This window comes from Burkholderia pseudomultivorans (genome assembly GCF_001718415.1).
Taxonomy (GTDB): Bacteria; Pseudomonadota; Gammaproteobacteria; order Burkholderiales; family Burkholderiaceae; genus Burkholderia; species Burkholderia pseudomultivorans_A.
The window spans coordinates 12,232-36,303 of record NZ_CP013377.1 but is presented as its reverse complement, the minus strand read 5'-3'; the positions used below and the strand labels follow the sequence as shown (position 1 = coordinate 36,303).

Sequence of the window (24,072 nt, the reverse complement as noted above, 5' to 3'; positions counted from 1 at the left end):
CCACCTACAAACGATTGGATAAGCTCCCTGTTATGGCAAGGTGACATGCTTGATCCAGAACGGCGCTAAATAGCCAATGCATGTTCCGATCACTATGGCGAGCACATAACCTTCTACCTCTGACGCTAACATCAGGGCGACAAGCAGACTCCCGCCGATCGAACAGGCAATTTGCCAAATTGTCGGATACCGAAAGGCTCCCGGTTCCAGTTCCGGTACGGCTATGGCACCGAACAAGGCGCCCATTACGCCGAGAACGGGGATAGTGCCTATCGAATATCCGACCGATACTCCGCCAAGCAGAACAAATACAACGGCGGAACCGCCAACAATGGCGACAATCGTCTTGATATGAGTGATTTTTCTTCGACTCATCGATTACCTTTGGTTCGTCAACGATGACGTCACGGATGACATCGAAATGCGCTCCCGCATCGGATCCGAGACCACCGGAAGCGGCTCGCGCGGCAGCCCCACCGGAGGACCACTATCCGGTAGATCGAACACAGGCATCGTGCCCGGACAGCGAAACGTCGTCAGCACATCGGTCGTCAACGGATTGGCAACACTTCCCGCGCTCGCGACGTCGAGCGCCGCTTCGCGACCGTCGAAGCTGAACACCACGCGCGTGCGGCCCGGTGTGGCCGTTTCGATTACGCGCCCCTTCCGAAGCAAGCGCATTAGCGCCCATGGTCCGTCCGCTGCGATTGTCGATGTGTCCGGCCGGATGCTCGGGCTCGCGACGAGCCGGGCGTAGACGCCACCACGCGGTCCCGGCCAGGTCACCGTAAAAGGCGCGACCGGGCCATGTTGATAACGCGTCGTCTGTCCGTCGATGTCGAGCGACAGGCTCATGATCGTCGGATCGAGTTCAGGGACGCGGATGTCGACCTTCCAACTCGGCCGCTTGCGGTCAACATCGCTGAAGAAAATGTCGCGGATTGCCGTGGCATGCTCGAATGGCGCGAGGTCCGGCCCTTGAACGGGTTCGGTCGCGCCGGGCAGGGTCCGGTAGCGCCACGGTTTCGCAGCGGTATCGACGAACGGCGCAAGCGTTCTCATGAAGAAGTCGTCGATCACGCCCCCGTGCGCAAACATCCGCGTGAAATCGTCGATGCCGACGTCGCGGCTGCTATCGGGCGAGAACGGGTAGTTGCCTTCGATCGTCGTTCGACAGGTATCCCCGACTGCGGCCTGCATCTGGCGCGACAGCAACTGGCCGATGCCCTGATTGATCCCGCGCGAGCCGTCGACGGCGAGTTGATGCAGCACTGCCCGCAATGGCGCGGGCATCGTATCGGCCATCATCTTCAGCTTCGCGGCGTGCTCGCTTTCCGGCGGCATGCTGTTGTTCAGCAGCGCATTGTCGGCAATCGCGAGCGCTGCGTAGTAGTCGTTCAACAGATCGGCGATTCCGTCCAGGCTCGTTCTTCCCGACGACGTTCCGACCCGCTGCGTATCCGGTCGTGTATCGGCATGGCCCGTCACCACCTCGCGCAACGCCGCGAAATGACGATCGACCCACTCGCCTTCAGCCTCTTCCGATGCACGAGGCCCCAGTATCGTCTCGGCTGTCTGGTTGATCGTGTCGGTTGCTTTTGCGAGGAAGGGGCCGTCCGGCTTCGCCATTGGCTGTGTCAGCGTCGTTTCGATTACCGCCGCCCGGACCAGACGAGTCAGCGGTGAATCGGGCGCAGCGAGGGTTCGCAGTATCTTGAGGTTGAAAGCGAGACTCGTTCGACTCACGATACGGATGTCGCCGAGAAACGCGTCCCATTGTTGCGCGTACTCGAGCAGGTACCGACGCGTAACCGCTGCCAACAGCGCGTCGTCGTCCTGGTTCGGTGCGCTCAACGTGCCAGCGGAATTCCTGCGAGGATAGCCCGATGCTCGACGTCCAATTACCCAGGCGTCATCGTCGCTTGCCGCCCGAAGGAATTCCGGCAAGCGTTTGCTGAACACCGCCTGATAACCTTCTCGCGTAAAGATTCCCGGCACGCCGCCCGATAAGGGCGCTCCGCTGACGCGCGTAAACACCATGCCGGCCTGCGTTCCAACCATCCGCAGCAGCGAAAATTCATCCGGCGCGTCGTTCCGCATGGCCGCCTTGGCGCGCCGGTAAAGACGTTCGACCGGGTCGCTTCGGTCGAGAAAGACGCGTGCCTGCCGAATCAAGGCATCGTTACGGGACAGTGGCGAGTGCACGACATGTCCCTCGGAAAACAGCCGCTGGACGTGGCCGATCACAGCGGCGCGTCCGCCGAATGCCGCCGCGCTGTCGTGCCGCGCCCAGTCGTCCAGCACCCACATCCTGATGTCGTTCGAGTTGAACCGTTCTCGGTCGTGGAGCATCAGGTACACGCGCAACGCGTCGTAAGCGGCTTGGGCATCGCCCGTCGCCACGGCGCTGACGATCGCGTCCTCCATGCGGCGGACGATGTGCGGCAGCACGGCCTGTTCCGACAGGGCCTCGTACACGTGGCGGCTGCCGGACGCGATCGTCTCGAGGCGGGCGGTTGCAAAACGAAACGTGTCGTCGGCATCGGTGGCGAGACGCGTCGCGTCATGCAGCAGATCTTTCGCATGGTCCAATACCATCGGCGCACGTTCCGGATCGGCGGAAAGGTCGTTTCGTGCGAGTAATGCGGCGAGTGACCGTGCCTTTTGCCCCAGCGTTGCAAGGGATGTTCGCTCAGCAACGAAGCCGTTCCAAAGATTCGCGCACAATCCGGCGGCAATCAGCCACACGAGCGAGTGTCCCAGCCACCGCTGCAGTCGTGCCCGATGCTCACGATTCCGGTTCGGGATCGCGAGATGCCCTTCGCGAAACACGATCCCGGACCACAAATCACGCAGGAAGTAGCTGGTTTCGCCAGGCGTCGGTCGAGGGTTCCTTCGTGTTGTGCCGGATGCGTCGATCATGCGTCGCAATAGCGTTCGACGTTCCGCAGCGACCGGGTGATCACCCTGGGATGCACTCGTCAGATAAACGCCTCGGAACATCGCACGCGGTCCGGTCGGGCCACCGTTGTGGTCCCTGGCGAACACGTGTTCGATCAGGTCGCCCAACGGGTTCACCAGTGCCGCAACCGATTCGGGCAACGTCGCAAGACGGCGCCGGCGGTCCATATCGGTTTCGTTGCGAAGCAGACTGGTCACGCCATCGGCCAGACGCGTGGCAAGCAGATTCAATCCTGTCCTGAGCGCATCGTTCATCCGCGCCTGCAGGTCGGACCCGAGCGTCACACCCCAAATCTGCGCACGCTCCGCTTCCCCGAGCGAAGCAAAATAGTCGGCGAAACCCGGAAGCCGATCCATTTTCGTGACAACCAGCCAGACGGGAAACCCGGTGCCGAATTCGGCCTGCATCTCCTCGACGCGAGCCCGCAATGCGCGGCTCTCGGTCGTATGTGCGGCGGGATTCGCATGCGCCAACGCAGCGACGTCGATCGTCAACAGCACGCCATTCAGCGGCAGGCGAGGCCGGATACGGCGAAGCAGCCGAAGAAATCCCTGCCACTCCGCGGCATCGGACTGCCTGCGAATGGCGGCCATGTCGGGCGGCTGATTTTTCGGCTTCCCGTCGCTCGGCCTGTGCGACGACGCCAGCGGCAGCGAGTAGCGCGACGTGCCGTGTTGCACGTAGTGGCCCGCCGTATCGATCAGCACCGCCTCATTGGTCAGCCGCCATCCCGGCAAGGCGCGCGCGTCATTGGGTGCAAGTGAATGCTGAAGACGTGCGTCGAGCGGAAAGGGCAAGCCCGAGTTGAGCAGCATCGCGGTCTTGCCCGAACCCCTCGGGCCCAGCACGACATACCAAGGCACATCGTAGAGATGTGCTGCGCCTCGAAACAGCCGGGCCAGCCTTCCGCCGGCCCCGCGGCCGGCTTTCAACTGCGCGATCGTTGCGCGGGCCATGTCTTCGATTTCCGCCAAGCGCGACGCAGCCAGCGGCCGTGCGCCGCGCTTGCCGAGTCGAAGCAATCGTCTGAGCCGGCCCGGATGCCGGCGCATTTGCCTCCACCATCGGATCGACATGACGGCGGCATAAACGGCCACAACACCGGTCATTGCCAGAATGCGGAACGTTACCGAAGCAAACAGTGGTTCGCCAGACAGCGTCACCAGCGGAAACGCATGCCAGATCGCGAGACTGAGCAGCACGACGGTCACGATGCTCGTCGTCCAGTCGATCAGCCACAGGACCCATGCGGCGAGTACCAACGCGATCAACGTCAGCCGAATGTCGATCGACGCAAGCGGATTCAGTCCACCGAAACTCAGCAGCGGTCCTGCAAACCAGATCGCGACGACGGCAGCGATCACCATCACGACCGCCCTCAGATGACGCGAACTTAGAAACGAGAGAATCTTCTTCATGTGGACGGTGAATCGTATCCGGCTTGCACTAGCGCGCCGGATCGCCCTGCGGCGGATCGATTGCGCTGTATGGCGCGATGCGCGCGATGTTGGAAAGTTGTCGCTGCACGTCGTCGGCTTGCGCCCCTGACTCGATGCGGCAATAGACGTACAGCGCGCAGAGCGCCGCTGACAGCAGGGCCGCCGACAGCCACACCGGCATTTCGAAACAGGCTCTCGGTCGCGCCGATTCGATCGTCGTGGCGTGGGGCGACAGCGCGTTCGGGACGGTGGGTAGATGCGCCGCAATCGCGTTGTAGATTCGCTCTCGTACGCGGTCGTGCGCGCTGAACGTCCGGCCATTCGGATACCGGCCTTCAAACCCCAGGCTGAAAATCCGGTAGATCAGTTCGAGCAACGGCCAATGGTCGGCGGCGTCATCCAACAAACGCAGCGTAAGCGCGTAGACTTTCGAGCCGCCCTGGTTATCCTCGCCGATTCGTTGGGTCAGCGCGTCTGACGCCCATGCAACGCTTCCCGACGCGTCGCCGCGCGCCGCCAGTACGCGCATCGCAGCTTCGTCCAGTGCAGTGCACAGGCAATATCGGGCGCCAATCCTGTGATCCTCGCGGATGTTGGCCCGTACGCACAGGCGCTCGAATACGCGAACTTCTTCCAGCAGCAGGTCGCGCAGGCGTGCGTCGTGGCCGGTGTCGATCAGCGCGGGCATGTCCACCAATGCTCGAAGCAGCACCCTGCCCGCTTCCAGCAAGGCGTTACGGTGCCCAAGTACCGCTGCCAGTCTCGTCGGTTCGTCCTCGGGCGGCGCAAGTGGCCCGAATGGACGATTACGGCGCGACCCAGGTTGCTGTCGTGGATCCCTGTTGGAGAGCAACGTGCCGTTTGGCCGTTGCGGTGGTGCGGACGCGCGTCTCGCCGACACGATTTTGGGCGCGCTACCGGATTGCGTCGCGCTCGAAATTCGGCTCATCGCAGCAAGGTCAGACTGTCGGGCCGTCGTCGGACACGACAAGCGTCGCGCCACAACTCGTACCGCTGCCGTGATGGGCAATTTGGCGGCCGTTGATCGTGCCGACGCCGCCGTTGGTGATGACGCCCGCGCCATGTAGCGGACATGACACCGCATCGCCTACGCATGCCGCGGGACGTCCGTTGATCGCGACGCCTGCGCTCGCTGATGTGACCGCGCCACCGTGGGTGGTCAATGTGCCAAGGGTTGCAACGCGGGCTGGCATGTCTCATCACCTCCAAAAAAGTAGTTGTCCTATTTCATATCCGGACAGCGGATCATCAAAAGCATGAGGCCATCGTGAGCGGTACGTCTATACGCGGTCGGGCCCGCTATCGACTTCGCTTCACGCTGTTCGTTGTACGGTTCCTGTGGCGTCGGCAGGCGATCTGCTACGTAACGTCGGCCACTCGGAAAGCCACGTTAAAACCCTTCATAGACCCGAGAAAAGCGAAACAAAAAAACCAATCTCAACCACTCCCCTTCGATCACAACGGACAACAACAGCGATGCCACATAAACGGGTCAATAGCATTTGCATTCGTAATCTTCGATTGTCTGCCTCGGAGAATATGGCTTGTCAGGTCGCACCAACTTGCCGAACATACCGCGCTCACTACAGCTATTAACGCATTTATCCAGCATCTCGGGATACGATCGACTTCCACCAAGCATGTATGCGGAAAGCAGCCCCACTACCACAACAATCGAAAAAGCCGCCATAAGCTGAATTTTAATACTCAATTTCATAAACCAAAACCACCCCACAAATTCTACGAAGATTTATTTCTCGAAATTAGCAGACCCACAGTTTCGATCGCACGATAAAAACTATTTTTATCTATAGACGAATTTTCAAATGACGAGAGCCAAATCAGCCATCCTCTCAATACATTACATTCTTTAATTGTTAGCAACGACCACCTCTCAACAAAGAAGTCATCCCACCAGTCCGGACTTGGAGTTCTATCCAACATACCAACCAAATTATTTACAACAATTAAATTTGGCTCGCTGTCGTTAATGCTACTCACCATCACTCCCGGAATGTAATAACAAAAAGCTTCCGGAGAGAGCCAACTCAAGACATCGTTATATTTTTCCCATAAATCGCCTGTCGTCTCACTCCATTCGCATGCACCAATGGCACGCACGCCCTCGACTTCATCGCAACTCAGGTCATTTGAACCAGTAAGAATATTCGGCTTTTTTCTCCACTTAAATGATTCAAAAATCTTAAAAGCCAACTGACTCATAACTTCATCCTCGCCAATCCCCATCAGTTGAAATCCGTCGTCAAGGCGCCTAAGTATCGGCGCGTCGGAAGAGGCGTAGCACGACCTGGAGTTGACCCTGTAATCCCGGACACGGCATCACACTAAGGTTGCTGAATCCATCGAGCGCCGGAACTCGCGAGGCGAGCGGTATTTCAGCGCGCTATGGGGATGCTTCTCGTTGTAATGCTCGAACGCGATGGCCAAGTTGCGTGCGGCAGTCGCTGCGTCCGGCTTCGGCATGAAGGCGACGTAGTCGCGTTTCATCGTCTTCACGAAGCTCTCTGCCATCCCATTACTTTGTGGGCTGCACACCGGTGTGGTCAATGGCTTCAGGCCGATGGCCACTGCGAACCGGCGCGTGTCGTCGGCCGTGTAGCCCGAACCGTTGTCGCTCAGCCACTCGATTTCGGACGGGGTATGCAGTTCGTTGCCAAACCGATTTTCCACTGCAGCCAGCATCACGTCGCGCACGATGTCGCCGCTGTGACCTGCTGTCGTGGCTGCCCAGCTCATCGCCTCTCGGTCGCAGCAATCCAGCGCAAACGTCACCCGCAGCGGCTCGCCGTTGTCGCAGCGGAACTCGAAGCCGTCCGAGCACCATCGCTGATTGCTGCGCGCGACGGCCACCTTGCCATCGTGCCGACGTTGCGGCCGAGGCGGGGCTGGACGCCGTTGCATCAGCAGACCGTGAGTGCGCATGATGCGATAGATGCGCTTCGCATTGAACGGCACCTGTCCGGCAGCAATGCGTTCATTGCGCAGCGAGCCCCACACCCGGCGATAGCCATAGCTGGGCAAATCGCCGACGACTCGGCGGATTTCCTCGACCACGCTCGCATCGTCCGTCTGCCGCGATTGACGGCCATCGCGCCACGTCGCCGGACGCGACAGTCGTGCCGATACGTTCGAGCGCGACACGCCGAGAACTTCACAAACCAGTTTCACTGGTCGTCCTCCGGCAGCGAGGGCGAGTGCGCTATCCATTTTTTTGCCCGGCCGTACTCGACTGCTTCGCGGAGAATCTCGTTCTCCATGGTCTTCTTGCCGAGCATCCGTTGCAGCTCGCGAATCTGCTTGAGCGCGTCGGCCAGCTCTGAGGCCGGAACCACTTCCTCGCCAGCCTTGACCGCTGACAGGCTCCCATCCTGGTACAGCTTGCGCCAGTGGAACAGCTGGTTCGGGTTCACGCCGTGCTGCCGCGCGACCATCGAAACCGACTTCCCTGGTTCGAAACTCTCGCGAACCATCGCCAGCTTTTGCTCCGCCGTCCAGCGCCGCCGGCGCTCCGGGCCCGTCAACACTTCCATCACTTCCTGCCTGGTGTTAGTCAAAAACACAGTCTTATGCCTACCCGTTATTGTAAGTGGGTGACTGTGTCCGGCGTTTCAGGGGGCTGCTCCACGACCAAGCCATAAAATTCATACCTCGCGCCAGCACCCAGTTCTAATTGCGTTGTCGATCATACTCATTGTTAATGCAGAATATTCCCCGCGTCGCCTTACCGCCCAGCCCAAAAATGGCACCGCCCAAAGCAATGTGCGAATGAATGGACTTTCACCAACAAACTCGGGAGGAAAATATTCATCGAACTCAAACCCAGTTATGTCGACATGATATTGTTCACAAAGAACCGTAATACACCCCTCTGCCACATCGCCATAGACATCAAGATCGTGATAAAGACGTGTACCCAGCGTACATTTCGCTATCACTCTTTTTGAAAAACCACAGTGCTTTAAATATTCACGCAATTCTGGTGATAGATCGTTTTCCATGAGCATCACTCACAAGAAACAGCATCGTGAATTTCATAGGCGGCTACGGCCATTCCAGCATACGGCGATTTGCGAAGCGCGCTAGCGGTCCGTCCAGGTCGCGATCACGTACCAGCACTGCCTTGCTGCAGCGCGGTTCATTTGATTGAAACGCGATGTCGTCGCACCTGCCGGCCCCCGGCCGCGGCTTGGTCGCGAATGAGCCAGAACCACCGAGTGCGCCCTCCACGAGCGCATTCCCAACTGAATTAAGTGCTGCCTAGGAAAACGTTTCGGATTGTCACCAACACGCATCTGCCACTCGGCCACGCCCATACGCACTCAGATCCGCCGCCACCCTCTCATGCCTGCGGCATCCCCCGCGATCCGTCACGTAATGCCACGCCCGCCCGTCAGCCAGCCGCCGCAACGGTCCTTCATGATCTGGATGCCGCACATACGTCACCGCCCTGTCCTCATTCGACGGGCGCTGTTGGCCACCATCGCGTACTGATAGCGCGTCACCTCCTACGCTTCCGTGTGCTTCTCGTACTTCGGCTTCGCGATCAGCACGTCCGTCCCGGCAGCAGGTCGTCTGTCTGAATTGATTTCGCGAATAAAATAGTAGATGTCACCCTTCTTTCCCAAATCTGTCAGCCACCACTCTTACCAATATTGCGTACGAAACATAAAGTGCAACGAAATAAGTTGCGCCCAACATAGACTTCAACCACCAATACGGCAAAAATCCAAAAATAACAATACGCAATAAATATTCACCTTACTGAATCTTTTATCGAATCTCAATCCGTCACCTCATCGCAATCATCCGACACATGACACCCCATAGCCGCGTCACAATGATCTTGGCACCTTGCTTTGCCCCTTGAAGCTTCGCTTGGCCAATAATCTCTGACTTGTGCACGTCAATTCTTTTATTTGATTTTGTGATTTTTGACGCACTGCGTGCAACCTTCATTTGCTCTGAGAGCACACGTGCGGCCCTTGTCGATTTACTCGCCTTCCGTACGGAAGCCCCATTCCCGGAAAAATTGCGGGAGATGCACCAGAAATCACCATCGTCCACCTGAGCGCGATGCTTCGCCACCCGCCGACCGAGCCCGTCGTATCATTTGCAAATCGCCATAACTATTTCTGCATTAAGCTATCTTTCAGCGTCGCAGCCTTCTCTCTCATCTTAATGTCACGAACGCGGAACCCAGCCAATAATATGCCAAGTCCAACGTGCGCCATTTCTCGAGAAATATCATCGGCCGCAGCGGCCCATTTCTTGAGAACGTCAAATGACTCCGTCACTTCACCATTTCTTGCCACAAAGTCTGCGGCAGCCATTCGCAAAGCTTGAGATTTATAATAAACCCGATTCTCGTCAATCGTTGCAATTATCTTAGATATTTGCCTGCCGGAATATTTTTGAATATCACCGGTGAAATTCACGAAGACCTTACCAATTCCGGGCGCAGATATAGCATTAGGGTCCGACAGCAGCCACACATAAATATCGAAAATCTGTGGATCAATATTATTCTCAAGAAGCTGGCAATCATCTAAAGCCGCTAAAGCCGCCTGCAGAGATTTTTTGCTTCTAGATTTTACCGACCGCTTGACCTCATCAAGCAATATTCCCAACTCCATGACGATCTCCGTACTTCGCTGATCATCGAGATTCTCCAATGCCAACGAAGTTTAGCTAACGGGCCGCGAAGCCTTCATGAACAACTAAATCTCACCTAATAACATTGACATTTGAAGCTATTAGAAATATCACGTCCATATTGCGGGCGAGGCGGCTCCAGCCTTCCAAACAGCCCTTTACTTGCACAGGTCTTCACACAGCGGCCCCATCTCTCCTGGTAAGTCGGCCGTCCAAACATTGCAATAAGGAATATAAAGGCAAGCACCAAAACAACGATCCATGGATAAAACTTTGAAAAACGATCCTTCATAGCACGCCTCGTAATGTACAGGTAAAGTTTCTCGGGTCCTCGCCAAAAACCGAATACGACTGATCGTATTTCTTCGGACGTGCCTTGCAGGTAAGGCCGGAATCATCGGTCGGGCGAAGTTCCGACAGAGGATCGTCGCCGTAGTAACCGGTAGCGCAATAGAAGCGCGGCACGTCGACTGGGATATTCACACCGGGCCAAACACCGGGTAGTACATCCGCTGAAATCGCGTTGTTAGAAATATCGTTCAGTAGAGGTCCGACTCGAGCGTCTTGTACGATCACTGGTCGAGGCGGCACAGTGTCGGCTCTGTACAGATGTCCCATTCCGAGCAGGACCGGCCCTCTCGCCTGAAGACCGAGCGGATCAATGCCTACTGTAGGATTACCACGCACATATACGTACAGATTGCGTCCACCTTGCAGTCCAATCGGATCCTGATTGATATACCGCCCCACCATCGGATCGTAGTACCTGAACCGGTTGTAATGCAGCCCTGACTCTTCATCCCGGTACTGCCCCGGAAAACGTATCGGATTGTCAACAACACGCGTCAACCACCTGGCCGTACGTCCATACGCGCTCAAATCCGCCGCCCACACCACTTCTCGCTGTTCGTCATGCAGCTCCTGCGGCGTCCCCAGGTGATCCGTCACGTAATGCCACGCCTGCCCATCCGCCAGCCGCGTCAACGGTCCTTCATGATCTGGATGCGGCACATACGTCACCGCCCTGTCCTCATGCGACGTGCGCCCCGTGCGCACCTCCTGCATCATCCAGTCGCCGTCCCACATGAACAGCGTCGTCTGCTGCGCGCCGCCCGCCGGCGTGTGATGCTTCGCCACCCGCCGGCCGAGCGCGTCGTATTCGTACTCGCTTCTCGCGCCGTCCGCATGCTCGATCGCGATCAACTGGTGGCTGCCGTCGTACCGATACCGCGTCACCTCCGGCACTTCCGACGGCTCCTCGTACTTCGGCGTCCCCGTCAGCACTTCCATCACGCGCAGCAGGTTGTCCGTCCCGCGCTGGCTGCGCTTCTCCGCTTCCGTCAGCGCCGGCTTCGGCGGCAACGGCACCGTCCGCGCAATGCGATTGCCATGCCCGTCGTACGTAAAATCCACCGGACGATCCGGGCGCGTCTGCGGCGCAAACCGCAGCAAGCGATCGCCGCTCGCCTTCCACGCCTGCATGCTTTCCACGTTCGGCGCAGCAGCCAGCAGGTTTCCCGCCGGATCGTAGTGAAACGCTTCCGGTCCGCTCGCCGCCATCACGTGCGTCAGCCGCGATAGCGCGTCGTACCGATACGCCTTCTGATCGCGCCACGCATCGTCCAGCGTCGTCAGCTGACCGGCGTCGTCGTATGCCCACGCCCGCCATGGCCGCGGACGCTCCAGCGAGCGCCCGCGTTCATCGAGGTTCTGCCAGCGATGCACCGCGAGCAGGCCATTCGCGCCATATTCGAGGTGATGCGACGCCGGACCTTGCGTACGCCGGATTTCCCGATGCAGCGCGTCGCGCTCGAAACTCGCCAGCGGATGCTCGTCGAGCAGGATGCCGTGCACATGCCCCGAGCCGTAGCGCTGCCAGACCAGCGAACCGATGTCCGGCACGTGTGTCCAGTCGCGATTCCCGATCGCGTCCACGCCGTGCGTGAGGCGCCAGACACGCCCGTGGTGTGCCTGCACCTCCGCCGTGCGGCGCCCCGCTGCGTCGTATTCGTAAGTCACCTGCACCGGCGCACGCCCGGGCGAGATCGCCTGCGCCTGCGTGAGCAGCCCGCGCTCGTCGTAGCGATAGCTCGCTTGACTCCCGTCGCTCGAGCGTCGCTCCACCGGACGGCCGAGCACATCGTAGGTCACGTGCGTCGTGATCTGTCCGTCCTGGCCGTGATCGATACGCTCGACCAGTTCGCCCGCCGCGTTGTACCGGTAGCTCTGCCGACGGCCGTCGAAGCCAGTCTGTTCGATCAACCGGTCGCGGCTGTCATAGCGGAACGTCGTCGTCTCCCGGTTCGCATTGGTCAGCTTCGTCAAACGGCCGATCGCGTCGTACCGGAACTGTTGCGTCCCGCCCGCCGGATCGACGATCTGCGTTCGCTGCCCGTATCCGTCCCAGTCCACGCGCGTCACGCGCTTGAGCGGATCCGTATGCGCAACCGCGCGGCCCGCTTCGTCGTATTCGACCTTCCACCAGCCCATGCCGGCCGGCTGCACCGCCGTCACGCGCGCAGACACGCTGCCGCTGTGGTGGCTCACCTGCCCCAGAGCGTCGGTAGTCTCGGTCAACTGGCCGAATCGGTCGTAGCGATAGGTCGTCGTGTGTCCCGAGCAATCGGTGCGCGCCACGAGTTGGCCCGCGTCGTCCCATTGCATCTTCGTCACGTTCCCCAATGCATCCGTGCGCGCGACGGGCAAGCCGTTTTCGTAGACGTAACGCGTCACGTTGCCGAGCGGATCGGTTTCGCTCCTCAGGTGACCGTGCGCGTCGTAGCCGCGCTGCCAGATCTGCCCTGCCGGGTCGGTAATCTGTTCCGGGAGGTCGTGCTCGCCATAGCTGATGCGCGTGACGTTGCCCGCCGGATCGATGATCGACGTCGGATTGCCGCGCGCATCGTTCACGATCCGCGTCGTGCGACCGAGTGCATCCGTGTAGCCGGCCACGCTTCCCGTCTCGTCGAAATGCGTCTGCTCGACGCTGCCGTCGGGATGCACGACCTTCTCGACCGCCCACAAGCCGTTGTAGTGGTATTCGGTCGTGTGCCCGAGGCCGTCCGTCACCCGCGTCGCGCGCAGCGACGGCAGGTAATCGAAGCGCGTCTCCCGCGTGACGACCCGCTGCCCGCCGGCGCTTTCGGTATAGGCGTAGGTCCGCAGGCAATATGCATTCGGCGTGTCGTCGCTCCACTCCGATACGTGCGTCGCGCCGGCCGGCGTGCGGTAGGTCGTCAGCAGATGGTTGTCGTAGCCGTAGCGCCACGTCAGGTTCTCGCGATCGGTGGCCTCGACCAGATCGCCGTGCTCGTCGTACACATAGCTCGTCAGGTGCAGCGGCTGGTTCCCGACACCCTGGTCGAGCAACACGCTCGTGATCCGGCCGGTATCGTCGAGCGCGCAGCGCACGGTATGCACATTGTTGCGAACTGTTTCCAACCAGCCCTGTGCCGTATAGCCGAGCGTCAGACACTGGCCGTCGCGCGTCGTGATGCGTTGCAACTGCCAGCGCGTCTCGTCGACCGGGTGACGGCCGTAATGCTCTTCGACGCCATTGCCGAAACGCAGCGCATAGGTGGCGCCCGACGCGTTGTCGTCACCGCGCATCAGCGTGAACTTCTCGATCGGATGGAAATGCGCTTCGCCCGCGTTCAAGGCCGGAAACTGCAACTGCCGCCCATCCGCGTCGAAGTAGATCAAGCCTGTCGCGCTCGTGCGCACTTCCGTCGCATACGGCAGCTTCCACGCCACGCCCAGACTGCCGCGGCGTTGATCCGCGCTACGGTAGCTCCGGCTCCAGTCGATCGATACGCGGCCCGGCAACGTAAAGTCCGTATGCGACAGCACCTTCTGCCCCGTCGCCAGATCCACCGGGTTCGCACTGACGCTCTTCTTCGCGCATTCCGCGCAATCGGCTTCGGTCACGGGTGCGAGGCCGCCTGCGTTGCCGTTCGTCATGCTGATCGTCGGCGCCTGCAGGTAAATCGCCGTGCCTTTCAGGTGAATGCCGGACTCGTCGATCGTCACCGTGCCGCCCGGCCCGATCAGTTGCGCCTGTTTCGCGCCCGACAGGCTGCTTTCGCCCGTATCCGCGATGCGCAGCTGGTTGGCGTTCGAGCTCGATACCGGTGCGGGCAGCTGCGGCGCAAAGTCGGGCGACGGTTCGATCGGATTCGCCTGATCGGCGGCCACGGCATCGCCCACCGCCTTGCCGCGCACGGTCAGCGTATAGGTGTGCCCGACATCGGCCGTCCAGTCCTGCGCGACGCGGTCGGTGCGGCTGCGGCCCACCGTGCTCGCCATCTGCAGCCCGACGTTGCGCAGGTACAGCCCGCCGACGTTGACGTTGTAGGCCATCCCGACGTTGAACATCGCGCCCATGCCCACGCTCTTCACCGACGCAAGCGTCACGGTCTCGAACTTGTAGCCGCCGGTCGACAGCGTCCAGTGACGCCCGATCTGGTCGGTTTCATCGTGGCCGATCCGCTTCGTGCGGTCATGCCCGACCGTGTGCGTTTCGTCGGCCTCGATCACCGCATCGAGATTGCGCTCCGCCTGGATCCAGACCTGCTCGGCTCCTTTCTTGTCCTCGAAGCGGATCGCATTGGCGTTGCCGTATCCGCCGCCCTTGGTCGAGCGCGTCAGGATCCCGCTTTGCGTCGCATGGGCCGGCAGCGTCCACGGCGGCATCGTCATCGCGTTGTAGACGCGCCCCGTCACGATCGGCCGGTCCGGATCGCCGTTTTCGAAATCGACGATGACTTCGGTGCCGACCCGCGGAACATGAATGCCGCCGAAGTTGCTGCCGGCCCACGGATAGGACACGCGCACCCAGCAGGACGAGTTCTGATCCTTCACTTCGGATCGGTCCCAATGGAACTTGAGCGTCACCTCGCCGTTCTTGTTGGTCCAGATCTCCGCGCCGGCCGGACCGGTCACGATCGCCGTTTGCGGGCCGCGCGTGCGCGGTTTCCTGATCGTGCGCGGCGGACGGAATACAACGTCGGACGGCTGTACGGTGAACCTGCTGCGAATCGCGTAGGCGGAGAAGCCCGTCGTCTCGCCGGTTTCCTTCACGTCCAGCTCCGACGCGATCACCAGATACTCGCGGTTGGCGCCCGTCATCGGATGGCCGGCCAGCACGAACGTCGTGCCGCACACCACGTTGCGCAGGTTGCCCTCGCCTTGCGCGCGTGCGCCCTGCGCGTGAATCTCCTCCATGCGCACTTGTGCGAATGCCTGGCCGTCCTCCGTTTCCGTATAGTCGCCGGGCCATTCGTAACGTTCGAGCTGGTTGTGCGCCGTCTCGCGCGGCAAGCTGTTCTGCGCCGTCAGCGTCGCGCCCGGCTTCTCGAAATCGAAATCGTCGGTGGTCCAGACGCCCGATCGCAGGCGCTCCGTCGCCTCGAAGCGATCGACGTGCTCGCGGTCGATCTTCTGACCGGGCGGGTAGTACTCGAGCGTCTGATACGCGACGCTTTCCGCGCTCCGATAGGCGCCCGGACCGTCGACCAGCACCAGGCGGTGCACGCCTTGCGAGTGTTCGAAGAACCACGCGATGCCGTGTTCCTCCATCAAGCGCTGGGCAAACGCAAAATCCGATTCGCCGTACTGGACCTGATAGCGCAGCGGCCTGTAGGTGCGACCCACGCGCATCTCGAACGAATACAAATACGAACCGAACACCTCGCGCAGGATGTCGAGCACGCTCTTGCGCTGGAAGATGCGATAGTCGGTTCGCTCGCGCGCCAGTGCCAGCCAGGGCTCCAGCACGACGCGGTAACGGCACTGGCGATTCAGTTGATCCACATAGCTGGCCGCGGTCACGATGCCGCTGATTTCTCGCGTACCGGCGCCCCGGTTCGCCGCGCCCGCGTGGCCGGCCATCCCCGCGACAAAGCTGCCCATCCCGTCCAGCTGGATCGTGACCGTCAGTTCCTTGCCGAGCATCGCCTTGAGATCGAGGTTGGCGAGTATGTCGGCCGGCAGTCGCGGATCGGCGGGTGTCGTCAGCCACAGTTCGTACGTGTACGGCGTGGAGAGCTGTTCCGTGCCCCGCATCGCGCTCAGGTGCAGCATCGCGCCGATGCCTTCCAGGTCCGGCAGCGCCGGACCGCCGACCGAGAACGTCCGGTTCGTCTTGAAATTCACCATGCGGGCTGGCCCTCGTACGCTTGATCGTTGTTATCCGTTACCGACTGCATGAACCGCTTTCCTCCCCGAGTCAGACTGCGCTGCGCGTCCCCATTCGAACCGGCCAGCGCATCAGCTCGCCGCGCTGCGACGAGCGCAGCACGGATTGAGTAAAAGAATGTGTCGAAACGTGACGAGCCACGTAATGCTCGAGGATCACGCCAAATAGAAAAGGGCTCGCACCGTCAAAGCCAGCCTCGTCGACGGTCAGCACGCATTCGATGCCTCGACCGAACCGCAACTGACTCTGGCCGGGCAGTGTCTTCGTCACCGGACGCGTCTCGACACGGATCAGGCTGTCGATCTGTCGACGGAACCGCACGTCGTCGGCAGCGGCGAACAAAACCAGAATGTCGCGTAGCGCGCTTCCGTCCTGAGTCTCCAGCCTGCCGTAGTCGAGGTTCAGCTGACCGATCAGCCGCCATGCAGCCTCTCCCTGAGCAAGCGGCGCGCGTGCAGGACTCGGCGCACGAACGAGTTCCGTCCGCCTGACGGGCGCGCTGATTTCGACAGTCAGATCGGTCGCGCCCTCGGGCTCCAGCAAGCTCGGCAGATCGCCGTTCGTCAACCACGCATCTACCGACAGGTATTTCATGTCCTGTGGATAGGATTGCTCATTTTCATCGACCAGCGAAACGAACGCATCGGTACTCACGTATGGCGTACGAGCGCCGTAGCGACGGTATGACGTCTTCGCCATTCCGGGCTCGCGGCGGATCGTGAAATAGAGCCCGTGATCGGCTTCGTTGTTCAGCCGCGCCCGGTGCAGCGGCCGAAACTCGAGCGATGCCGCTCCTTTGCTCACGAAGCCATGCAGTGCCTCCACCGCGAACACCTCGTAATCCGAGCCGTTCTGCCGGTCGGGTTGCAACAGAATTTCGCCGCCCGTGCCCGGCACCTCGGCGGGATCAGTTTTGCGACGAAACAGGTTGATGACCGGTGTACAGAAGAGGGCGAAGCGGGAAGCATCGACGTGCTCGACCAGCGAACCGTCGAATCGATCCAGCAACACGACGATTTCGGCTTCGCGACCGGTCACATATCGCAATCCCGCATTCAGACCGGTCAGCGTGAAAAACCAGAAGCGGGCGGGACACGTCGCATATTCGTGCAGCAGGTTATGGCCATGAAACTTCGGCCCGATCAGCGGCAGCAAGCTCTCGTCGGCAGCGAGTCCGGTATGTTCGACGGCTCGATCGGAGACAATGCCGAATGACCGATTCGAATCGGCGAAACGATTCGTCGTCCCGATCACGGACGCCACAGCGCCAGCGTGGATCAACTCGAACAGCCGCGATGCCACGCGCTCGTCGCCTGCCAGATAGACGGGCAATCGCTCCAGCCCGCGCAGTTCCTCGAAGCGCGCTTCGCCCGTGGTGCGAAGCCTGAGACGCAGCGCGCCGCGAATCGGCCTGTCGGCTGCGCCATAGCGCTCTACCGATGGAATGTCCGGAGGCACCCCGGTCAAGCGCGCCGAAACAATCTCCAACGGATACAACGTCACATCGAGACCGCTGTGAAACGTGCAGGGCGTGCGTTCGCCATCCGGCACGCGGCTCGTGAACGCCGTGCCGCGAGGGACACGAAACCCCTCGAGCAAATTGCCTTCCTGTTCGTCGGGATAGAGGCGCGCTACCGCGATCGAAGGCGTTGGGGCGACGTAGTTTGGATAGACCGTTTCGAGCAGCCGACTGCTGAGCAGGGGGAACGCGGCATCCAGTTTCAATTGCAGCCGGGCAGTCGTGAAACTCGCCGCTTGCACCAGGCGCTCGACAAAGGGATCGGCAATCTCGCCGGCATGCAGGCCCAGCCGACGCGCGATTTTCGGATGCGCGTGGGCGAATTCCTCCACCAGCTCCTTGAAATAGAGCAGTTCTCGATTGTAGGCATCAAGGAGATGAGGGTTCATGGCAAGCGCAATCCGGGTTCCACGCCAAGCGTTCGACGGCATCGCTGTCAGCAATGAGTCGAATGCTAGCCGCAAAGACCATCTCAAAAAATCCCTGACGGAACCGAGAAACCAGATTTACGTGCCGTATCTGCGATCATGTTTTTGAGATATAGGACGTTGTCCTGATCATTTAATTGGCAACGTGATCCGCGGATACGGTCCTGCGCCCGTGCTCGTCGCCCCGGGATCTCGCGAATTTCGCTCGCTATACCATCGTGCTGATGCACGGGTATCGAACGGTCGGAAGCGTTGCGTCACGCAACGCTCGCTTTGTATGGATGGGGGAGAAGCGGCGCCCGCCGCTCAGACGATCCGCAGCGCGCCCGCGCGCCCGAACGCATGCCGCGCCTGGATCAGCGTCGTACGCGCCGCGCGCGCATCGCCCGCGACCTGCAGCAGCGGGCCCAGCTGCGACGGCTGCTTCAGCAGCTCGCGCAGGATCGGCAGGATCGCCGTGCTGCCGTCGTCGCGCAGCCCGGCCGTCGCCGCGCGCGGCAGCGTGCGCCACGCGGGATCGACGATCGCGCGGCACACCGCGAACGGCACGCCGCGCGCCGCAGCGAACGCGGCTGCGATATGCGATTCCATGTCGACGGCCAGCGCGCCCTTCGCGCGATGCAGCGAGGTCTTCTCCTGCTCGCTAATAACCGGCGCGCCGACGGCCGCCATCGCGCCGCGCGTGACGCGCGCCCACACCGGCGTGTCGTGCAGCGCGGCGACGAGCCGCGCGCTCCAGCCGACATCGGTCGGCACGCGCCCGAACGGCCCGTCGACCGCGTCGGCGATCACCAGCGCGCCGGGCTGCAGGTCGGGCGCGAGCCCGCCCGCCGTGCCGAAGCTGACGATGCCCGCGCAACCGCGCGCGGTCGCCTCGGTCAGCGCACGTTCGAGCCGGTCGGCCCGCGCGGCGAACACGGCCTCGACGCCGTCGCCGCGCGCGATGCGCGCCTCGAACGCCATGCCCGTCACCGCAATGACGGGCAGGGTGCCGGTGTGCTGCGACGTCATCCGCGTCACATCCCGACCGTCACGCGCGTCGCATTGGCGCGCTTGAGGTTGCGGTAGCGCGCGAGCGCCCACAGCGGGAAGAACTTGCGGTAGCCGTGGTAGCGCAGGTAGAACACGCGCGGGAAGCCCGTCGCCGTGAAGCGCGTCTCGTCCCACAGGCCGTGTTCCTTCTGCTCGGCAATCAGGTAGTCGATCCCGCGCTTGACCGCCGGGTTGTTCACCTCGCCGGCCGCCATCAGGCCGAGCAGCGCCCACGCGGTCTGCGACGCGGTGCTCGGCGCCTGCTCGTAGCCGCGGTAGTTGAGCTTGTAGCTGTCGCCGTCCTCGCCCCAGCCGCCGTCCTTGTTCTGGATCGACAGCAGCCACTGCGCGCCGCGCTTCACGCGCGCATCGTCCGGCCCGAGGCCGGCCGCGTTCAGCGAGCACAGCGCGGTCCACGTGCCGTACACGTAGTTCATCCCCCAGCGGCCGTACCAGCTGCCGTCCGGCTCCTGCTCCTTCAGCATGTAGTCGAGCGCGCGGCGCGCCGGCTCGCTGTTCAGCGCCGTCTCGCCAAGCTGCGACAGCATCGACAGGCAGCGGCCCGACACGTCGGCCGTCGGCGGATCGAGCAGCGCGCCGTGATCGGAGAACGGGATGTTGTTCAGGTAGTACTGCGTGTTTTCCGGTTCGAACGCGCCCCAGCCGCCATCGCTGCTCTGCATGCCGACGACCCATTCGCGCGCACGCGCGATCGACTCGCGATACGCATCGTTTTGCTTGAGCTGCTGCGCGCGCTCCATCGCCATCGCAACCACGGCCGTATCGTCGACGTCCGGGTAATGCGCGTTCGCGTACTGGAAGGCCCAGCCGCCGGGCCGTACGTGCGGCCTGCGCGAGATCCAGTCGCCGCGCACGTCGAGGATCTGCAGCGGGCGCAGCCATTCGAGGCCGCGCAGCGCGGCGTCCTCGGCGCGCGTGTCGCCCGTCTCGAGCAGCGCATGCGCGGCGAGCGACGTGTCCCACACGGGCGACAGACACGGCTGGCAATACGCTTCGTCGTCGTGCACGACGAGCAGCTTCTCGATCGACTTGCGGGCGATCGCGCGATTCGGATGATCTTCCGCGTAGCCGAGCACGTCGTACATCATCACCGCGTTGGCCATCGCCGGATAGATCGCGCCGAGGCCGTCCTCGCCGTTCAGGCGTTCGTCGACGAACGACACGGCCTGACGGATCGCGCGCTCGCGCGTGTACTTCGGGAACAGGCCGTCGACCGCGCGCAGCGCATGGTCGACCACGCGGAAGAACGCGAACCAGCCCGCGCTCTGGTGGCCCTGGCGCGGCAGCAGCCCCGCGTTGACGGGCGGATCGATGAACAGCTCGTCGATGCGCACGCCGCGCGGGTTCTTCGCGAGCGGGCGCTTCGCGTTCAGCACGAGCAGCGGCACGATCACCGTGCGCGCCCAGTACGACACCTTCGACAGGTGGAACGGGAACCACTGCGGCAGCAGCATGATCTCGACCGGCATCATCGGCACCGCGCGCCACGGAATCGCGCCGTACAGCGCGAGCTGGATGCGCGTGAACACGTTCGACATCTCGGCGCCGCCCATCGCGTGGATCGCGCGGCGCGCACGCTGCATGTGCTCGGCGTTCTCGTCGTCGCCGATCACCTTCAGCGCGAAATACGCCTTCACGCTCGCGCTGATGTTCGGCGCGCCGTCGGTAAACAGCGGCCAGCCGCCGTCGGCCTGCTGGATGCGGCGCAGATAGCGGCCGATCTTCCGTTCGAGTTCGAGGTTCGGCGTCTCGCCGAGATAGTGGACGAGCAGCACGTATTCGGCGGGAATCGTCGAATCGGCTTCGAGTTCGAAGACCCAGTGTCCGTCCGCGTTCTGCGCGGCCAGCAGCGCATCGGTCGCACGCGCGACGGCCGCTTCGAGATCGGCCGGCGCGGTGCCGGCGGACAGGGTAGCCATATCGGTGAGATCGTTCATCGGTCCCTCTCTTATTGTGTCTGGAGCGCGTCGGCGGCCAGCTGGCCGGAACGGATCGCGCCCTCGATCGTGGCGGGCAAGCCGGTGGCAATCCAGTCGCCCGCCAACACGAGATTGGTCCAGCGCGTACGCACGGCCGGACGTTTCATTTCCTGCGACGGCACCGCCGCAAAACCCGCGCGCGGCTCGATCGCGAGCTGCCACGCGGGAAGGGTTGCCGGGTTCGCGCCGGTCACGCGCGCGACGTCTTCCCAGATGCGCCGCGCGAGCGTGTCGTGCGGCATGTCGAGCCAGCGGGCGGCGTCGTGGATCGTCGCCGCCAGCTGGTCGTCGCCGGACCGGACCGCATCGACGACGCCGTTGACGACGGCCGTGTCGAGCGGGCTGCCGGCCGGCGGCTCGACCGCGAAATACGCGGTCACGACCGCGCTGAAGGTATCGGGCGCGGTCAGGTCGGGCACCAGCGGCTGCGCGACCTCGGGCGGCACGGCCAGCACGACCGCGTCGCCGGGCGCGAGTTCGATGCGCTCCGCGCCGATCGCGACCGCGTCGACCGCGTTGCCGTGCGCGCCGAATTCGAACGCGTCGAGCCGCGACCGCAGCCGGATCTGCGCGCCGCCGTGCTGCAGCATGCGCAGCGCCGGATCGACGAATGCACTGCCGAGCCCGTGACGCGCGACGAGCGGCCGGCAGCCGGCGCCGCCCGCGGCGAACATCCCGCACAGCACCGCGCGCGCCAGCTCGGCAGTCGCGTGGCGCGGCTCGACGTTCAGGAGGCCGAGCCAATACGGCCGCAGCCAACGATCCCACAGCACGCCGTCGCACCGCATCGTCTGTGCGAGTGAGCGGCCGGTGCGCGCGAACGCGAGCGGCGCGAGCGCGAGGTAGTCCAGCGGCGTCGTGCCCGGCGCGCGCGATGCGGCATCGAACAGCCACGACGGCCAGTGCCCGGCGCCGAAGCGCAGCGTCCAGCGCTGCTGTGCGGCGACGTCGACGACCGGGAATTCAGGCAGCGAAGGTCCGGCAAGCTGATCGGCCGCGCCGATCGCGCGCAGGTAGCGCTGCGTGGCGGCCTGCCCTGCGAAGATCCGGTGCAGCCCGCTGTCGATGGTCGCGCCCAGCGTCTCGTCGAACCATGAACGGCAGCGACCGCCCGCCTGCGCATGCGCGTCGTGCAGCACGATGCGCCGCCCGCGACGCTGCAGCTCGACCGCGGCCGACAGGCCCGCGAGTCCCGCACCGATCACGTGGACGGTCCTGGGCATCGGCTCAGAACAGCGCGTAGCGCGCGGCGATCATCAGCATGCGCGCCTTGGGCTTGCGCAGCGGCGCGCGCGGCGCGGCGAAACCGCGCGCGACCGCCGCTTCGAGAATGCAGCGATAGGCGCCCGACATGATGCGCGGCGCCTTCACCTGTGCACGCGCGCAGGTGTCCATCACCGCGTCGGCCTGGCGGAAGTGCTCGAGCGCGCGCTCGACGAGCGTCGCGCACACGCGCGGCAGCGCCGGATCGCGCGCGATCGTCGCCGGATCGGTGATCGCGATGCCTTCGCGCGCGAGCAGTTCGCGCGGCAGGTAGCAGCGGTTGATCGCCGCGTCGTCGTCGATGTCGCGCAGGATGTTCGTCAGTTGCAGCGCGCGGCCGAGGTGGTGCGACAGCTTGATCCCTTCGGCTTCCGGCATCCCGAAAATCCTCACCGACAGGCGGCCGGCCGCGCTCGCCACGCGGTCGCAATAGAGGTCGAGCGTCGGCTCGTCGGGCGCGCAGATGTCTTCGGCGGCGTCCATCGCCATCCCGTCGATCATCGCGTGGAAATCGTCGCGCTGCAGGTCGAATGCGCGGATCTCGCGCTCGAGCGCGGCCAGCGCGCGCGGCGGCCGGCCCGCGAAGCACGCGTCGATGTCCGCGCGCCAGCGTTCGAGACCGGCGGCGCGCTCGGCGCGCGGCAGGTCGCTGTCGGCGATGTCGTCGACCGCGCGGCAGAACGCATAGACCTGGAACATCGCGTCGCGCTGCACGGCCGGCAGGATGCGCATCGCGAGATAGAAAGAACTGCCCGATGTGACGGCAGCGGCGTCGGTTTCTTGTTCGTCCACGACGAGATTGGAAACGGCCAAGACGAGCTCCACGGAGACACCCACGCGGGGCGATTGAAGAAGCCATGCCCGGCTGGGATGGTCAGGGCGTCAAATGCGTGCGAGATAGTCGAACGATCGACGCAGACAGGCACAAATTACCGGCCGGTTGCCGGAATTGGGCGGAAGTATACCAATCTTTGAAGTTCGATGGCGGCGCCTTGCAGCGCCGGAAACCGCGCGGCGGCTGGCGCAGGCGCGTCGGCCACGCGGTTCGCGGGCGCCGCAGGCGCGCGCGCTCGGGCGGCGTCAGCCGTAGACGATGTCGCGCTGCAGATCGAGTGCGATCAACCCCATTTCGCGGGTCAGCTGCAGCATCGCGCGGCGTTCGAGGCGCGAGCCCATGAAGCTCGTCACGCGCCCGTCGGGTTCGGCGGTGAACTGGAACACCGGGCCGCCGGTGCCGAACCACGCACCCGGCACGTCGGGCGACTCGCGCCAGTCGATCTCTTCGAACACGCGCGCGATTCCCGCGCGCACTGCGTCGCCCGGGCCGATCGGCGGCGCGACGTCGCCCAGGTCGTCGAGCGAATAGGGGCCGGGTTTATCCGGTTTCCGGTAGAAGAGGTAATCGACGTTCATGGGCGGAAGCGAAGCGAAAGCGTCAACTTAACGTGCTTTTCCGCAAATTTGAAATGCTTTCGCGCAAATTGTGGCCTCCGCGATACATTCGGGGCCGCATCGCGACGACGCCCCCGCGCCGGACCG

Annotated in this window: 15 protein-coding genes; all 15 read right to left on the bottom strand. The window is 62.7% G+C overall.

From position 1 onward, the window contains the following. Nucleotides 1–30: 30 nt before the first annotated feature. Nucleotides 31–375, bottom strand: coding sequence for a hypothetical protein (locus tag WS57_RS36710; RefSeq protein WP_155640280.1), 345 nt, complete (start codon nucleotides 373–375; stop codon nucleotides 31–33). Nucleotides 376–378: 3 nt separating this feature from the next. Next, nucleotides 379–4,380: a type VI secretion system membrane subunit TssM gene (tssM, locus tag WS57_RS00120; protein WP_069243594.1), complete on the bottom strand. Its 4,002-nt coding sequence runs from the start codon at nucleotides 4,378–4,380 to the stop codon at nucleotides 379–381. 28 nt (nucleotides 4,381–4,408) lie between these two features. After that, complete coding sequence (icmH, locus tag WS57_RS00115) at nucleotides 4,409–5,350, bottom strand: type IVB secretion system protein IcmH/DotU (protein WP_059604801.1); 942 nt, start codon at nucleotides 5,348–5,350, stop codon at nucleotides 4,409–4,411. 10 nt (nucleotides 5,351–5,360) lie between these two features. Next, complete coding sequence (locus WS57_RS35220; protein WP_012216198.1) at nucleotides 5,361–5,615, bottom strand: PAAR domain-containing protein; 255 nt, start codon at nucleotides 5,613–5,615, stop codon at nucleotides 5,361–5,363. Nucleotides 5,616–6,162: 547 nt separating this feature from the next. Continuing rightward, nucleotides 6,163–6,669 carry a hypothetical protein gene (locus WS57_RS36705; protein WP_155774244.1) on the bottom strand — a complete coding sequence of 169 codons (507 nt, stop codon included), beginning with the start codon at nucleotides 6,667–6,669 and terminating at the stop codon, nucleotides 6,163–6,165. A gap of 93 nt (nucleotides 6,670–6,762) precedes the next feature. Then, nucleotides 6,763–7,973, bottom strand: a protein-coding gene (locus WS57_RS00110; protein WP_155774291.1) for an IS3 family transposase whose coding sequence is annotated in 2 segments (ribosomal slippage) — nucleotides 6,763–7,658 and nucleotides 7,658–7,973 — 1,212 coding nt in all. Because the reading frame shifts where the segments join, the coding sequence is not laid out codon by codon here. A 111-nt stretch (nucleotides 7,974–8,084) separates the two neighbouring features. After that, entirely contained in the window at nucleotides 8,085–8,441 is a 357-nt protein-coding gene (locus WS57_RS35215) for a DUF1493 family protein (RefSeq protein WP_167361708.1), read from the bottom strand. Between the two features lie 1,128 nt (nucleotides 8,442–9,569). After that, the gene (locus tag WS57_RS36700) at nucleotides 9,570–10,076 is read right to left on the bottom strand and encodes a hypothetical protein (RefSeq protein ID WP_155755085.1); all 507 of its coding nucleotides are present in this window, start codon (nucleotides 10,074–10,076) and stop codon (nucleotides 9,570–9,572) included. Between the two features lie 307 nt (nucleotides 10,077–10,383). Next, on the bottom strand, nucleotides 10,384–16,251 hold the full coding sequence (gene tssI, locus WS57_RS00100; protein ID WP_236871898.1) for a type VI secretion system tip protein TssI/VgrG: 5,868 nt from the start codon (nucleotides 16,249–16,251) through the stop codon (nucleotides 10,384–10,386). A gap of 70 nt (nucleotides 16,252–16,321) precedes the next feature. Then, nucleotides 16,322–18,199, bottom strand: coding sequence for a type VI secretion system baseplate subunit TssF (tssF, locus tag WS57_RS00095; protein WP_069243592.1), 1,878 nt, complete (start codon nucleotides 18,197–18,199; stop codon nucleotides 16,322–16,324). Between the two features lie 345 nt (nucleotides 18,200–18,544). Continuing rightward, entirely contained in the window at nucleotides 18,545–19,249 is a 705-nt protein-coding gene (locus WS57_RS00090; protein ID WP_059604798.1) for a phosphorylase, read from the bottom strand. A 5-nt stretch (nucleotides 19,250–19,254) separates the two neighbouring features. Further along, nucleotides 19,255–21,228 (bottom strand): squalene--hopene cyclase, encoded by a 1,974-nt coding sequence (gene shc / locus WS57_RS00085; RefSeq protein ID WP_009688736.1) that lies wholly within the window; start codon nucleotides 21,226–21,228, stop codon nucleotides 19,255–19,257. Nucleotides 21,229–21,239: 11 nt separating this feature from the next. Continuing rightward, on the bottom strand, nucleotides 21,240–22,493 hold the full coding sequence (gene hpnE, locus WS57_RS00080) for a hydroxysqualene dehydroxylase HpnE (RefSeq protein WP_069243591.1): 1,254 nt from the start codon (nucleotides 22,491–22,493) through the stop codon (nucleotides 21,240–21,242). Nucleotides 22,494–22,497: 4 nt separating this feature from the next. Then, nucleotides 22,498–23,346 (bottom strand): presqualene diphosphate synthase HpnD, encoded by an 849-nt coding sequence (gene hpnD, locus WS57_RS00075; protein ID WP_040130747.1) that lies wholly within the window; start codon nucleotides 23,344–23,346, stop codon nucleotides 22,498–22,500. A 267-nt stretch (nucleotides 23,347–23,613) separates the two neighbouring features. After that, the gene (locus tag WS57_RS00070) at nucleotides 23,614–23,946 is read right to left on the bottom strand and encodes a hypothetical protein (RefSeq protein ID WP_009695038.1); all 333 of its coding nucleotides are present in this window, start codon (nucleotides 23,944–23,946) and stop codon (nucleotides 23,614–23,616) included. Nucleotides 23,947–24,072: the final 126 nt, after the last annotated feature.

What these genes read in the sequence shown, in the direction of transcription:
- WS57_RS36710 (WP_155640280.1), bottom strand. Translation starts at nt 375, where the DNA reads ATGAGTCGAAGAAAAATCACTCATATCAAGACGATTGTCGCCATTGTT.
- tssM (WP_069243594.1), bottom strand. Translation starts at nt 4,380, where the DNA reads ATGAAGAAGATTCTCTCGTTTCTAAGTTCGCGTCATCTGAGGGCGGTC.
- icmH (WP_059604801.1), bottom strand. Translation starts at nt 5,350, where the DNA reads ATGAGCCGAATTTCGAGCGCGACGCAATCCGGTAGCGCGCCCAAAATC.
- WS57_RS35220 (WP_012216198.1), bottom strand. Translation starts at nt 5,615, where the DNA reads ATGCCAGCCCGCGTTGCAACCCTTGGCACATTGACCACCCACGGTGGC.
- WS57_RS36705 (WP_155774244.1), bottom strand. Translation starts at nt 6,669, where the DNA reads ATGGGGATTGGCGAGGATGAAGTTATGAGTCAGTTGGCTTTTAAGATT.
- WS57_RS35215 (WP_167361708.1), bottom strand. Translation starts at nt 8,441, where the DNA reads ATGGAAAACGATCTATCACCAGAATTGCGTGAATATTTAAAGCACTGT.
- WS57_RS36700 (WP_155755085.1), bottom strand. Translation starts at nt 10,076, where the DNA reads ATGGAGTTGGGAATATTGCTTGATGAGGTCAAGCGGTCGGTAAAATCT.
- tssI (WP_236871898.1), bottom strand. Translation starts at nt 16,251, where the DNA reads ATGGTGAATTTCAAGACGAACCGGACGTTCTCGGTCGGCGGTCCGGCG.
- tssF (WP_069243592.1), bottom strand. Translation starts at nt 18,199, where the DNA reads ATGAACCCTCATCTCCTTGATGCCTACAATCGAGAACTGCTCTATTTC.
- WS57_RS00090 (WP_059604798.1), bottom strand. Translation starts at nt 19,249, where the DNA reads ATGACGTCGCAGCACACCGGCACCCTGCCCGTCATTGCGGTGACGGGC.
- shc (WP_009688736.1), bottom strand. Translation starts at nt 21,228, where the DNA reads ATGAACGATCTCACCGATATGGCTACCCTGTCCGCCGGCACCGCGCCG.
- hpnE (WP_069243591.1), bottom strand. Translation starts at nt 22,493, where the DNA reads ATGCCCAGGACCGTCCACGTGATCGGTGCGGGACTCGCGGGCCTGTCG.
- WS57_RS00070 (WP_009695038.1), bottom strand. Translation starts at nt 23,946, where the DNA reads ATGAACGTCGATTACCTCTTCTACCGGAAACCGGATAAACCCGGCCCC.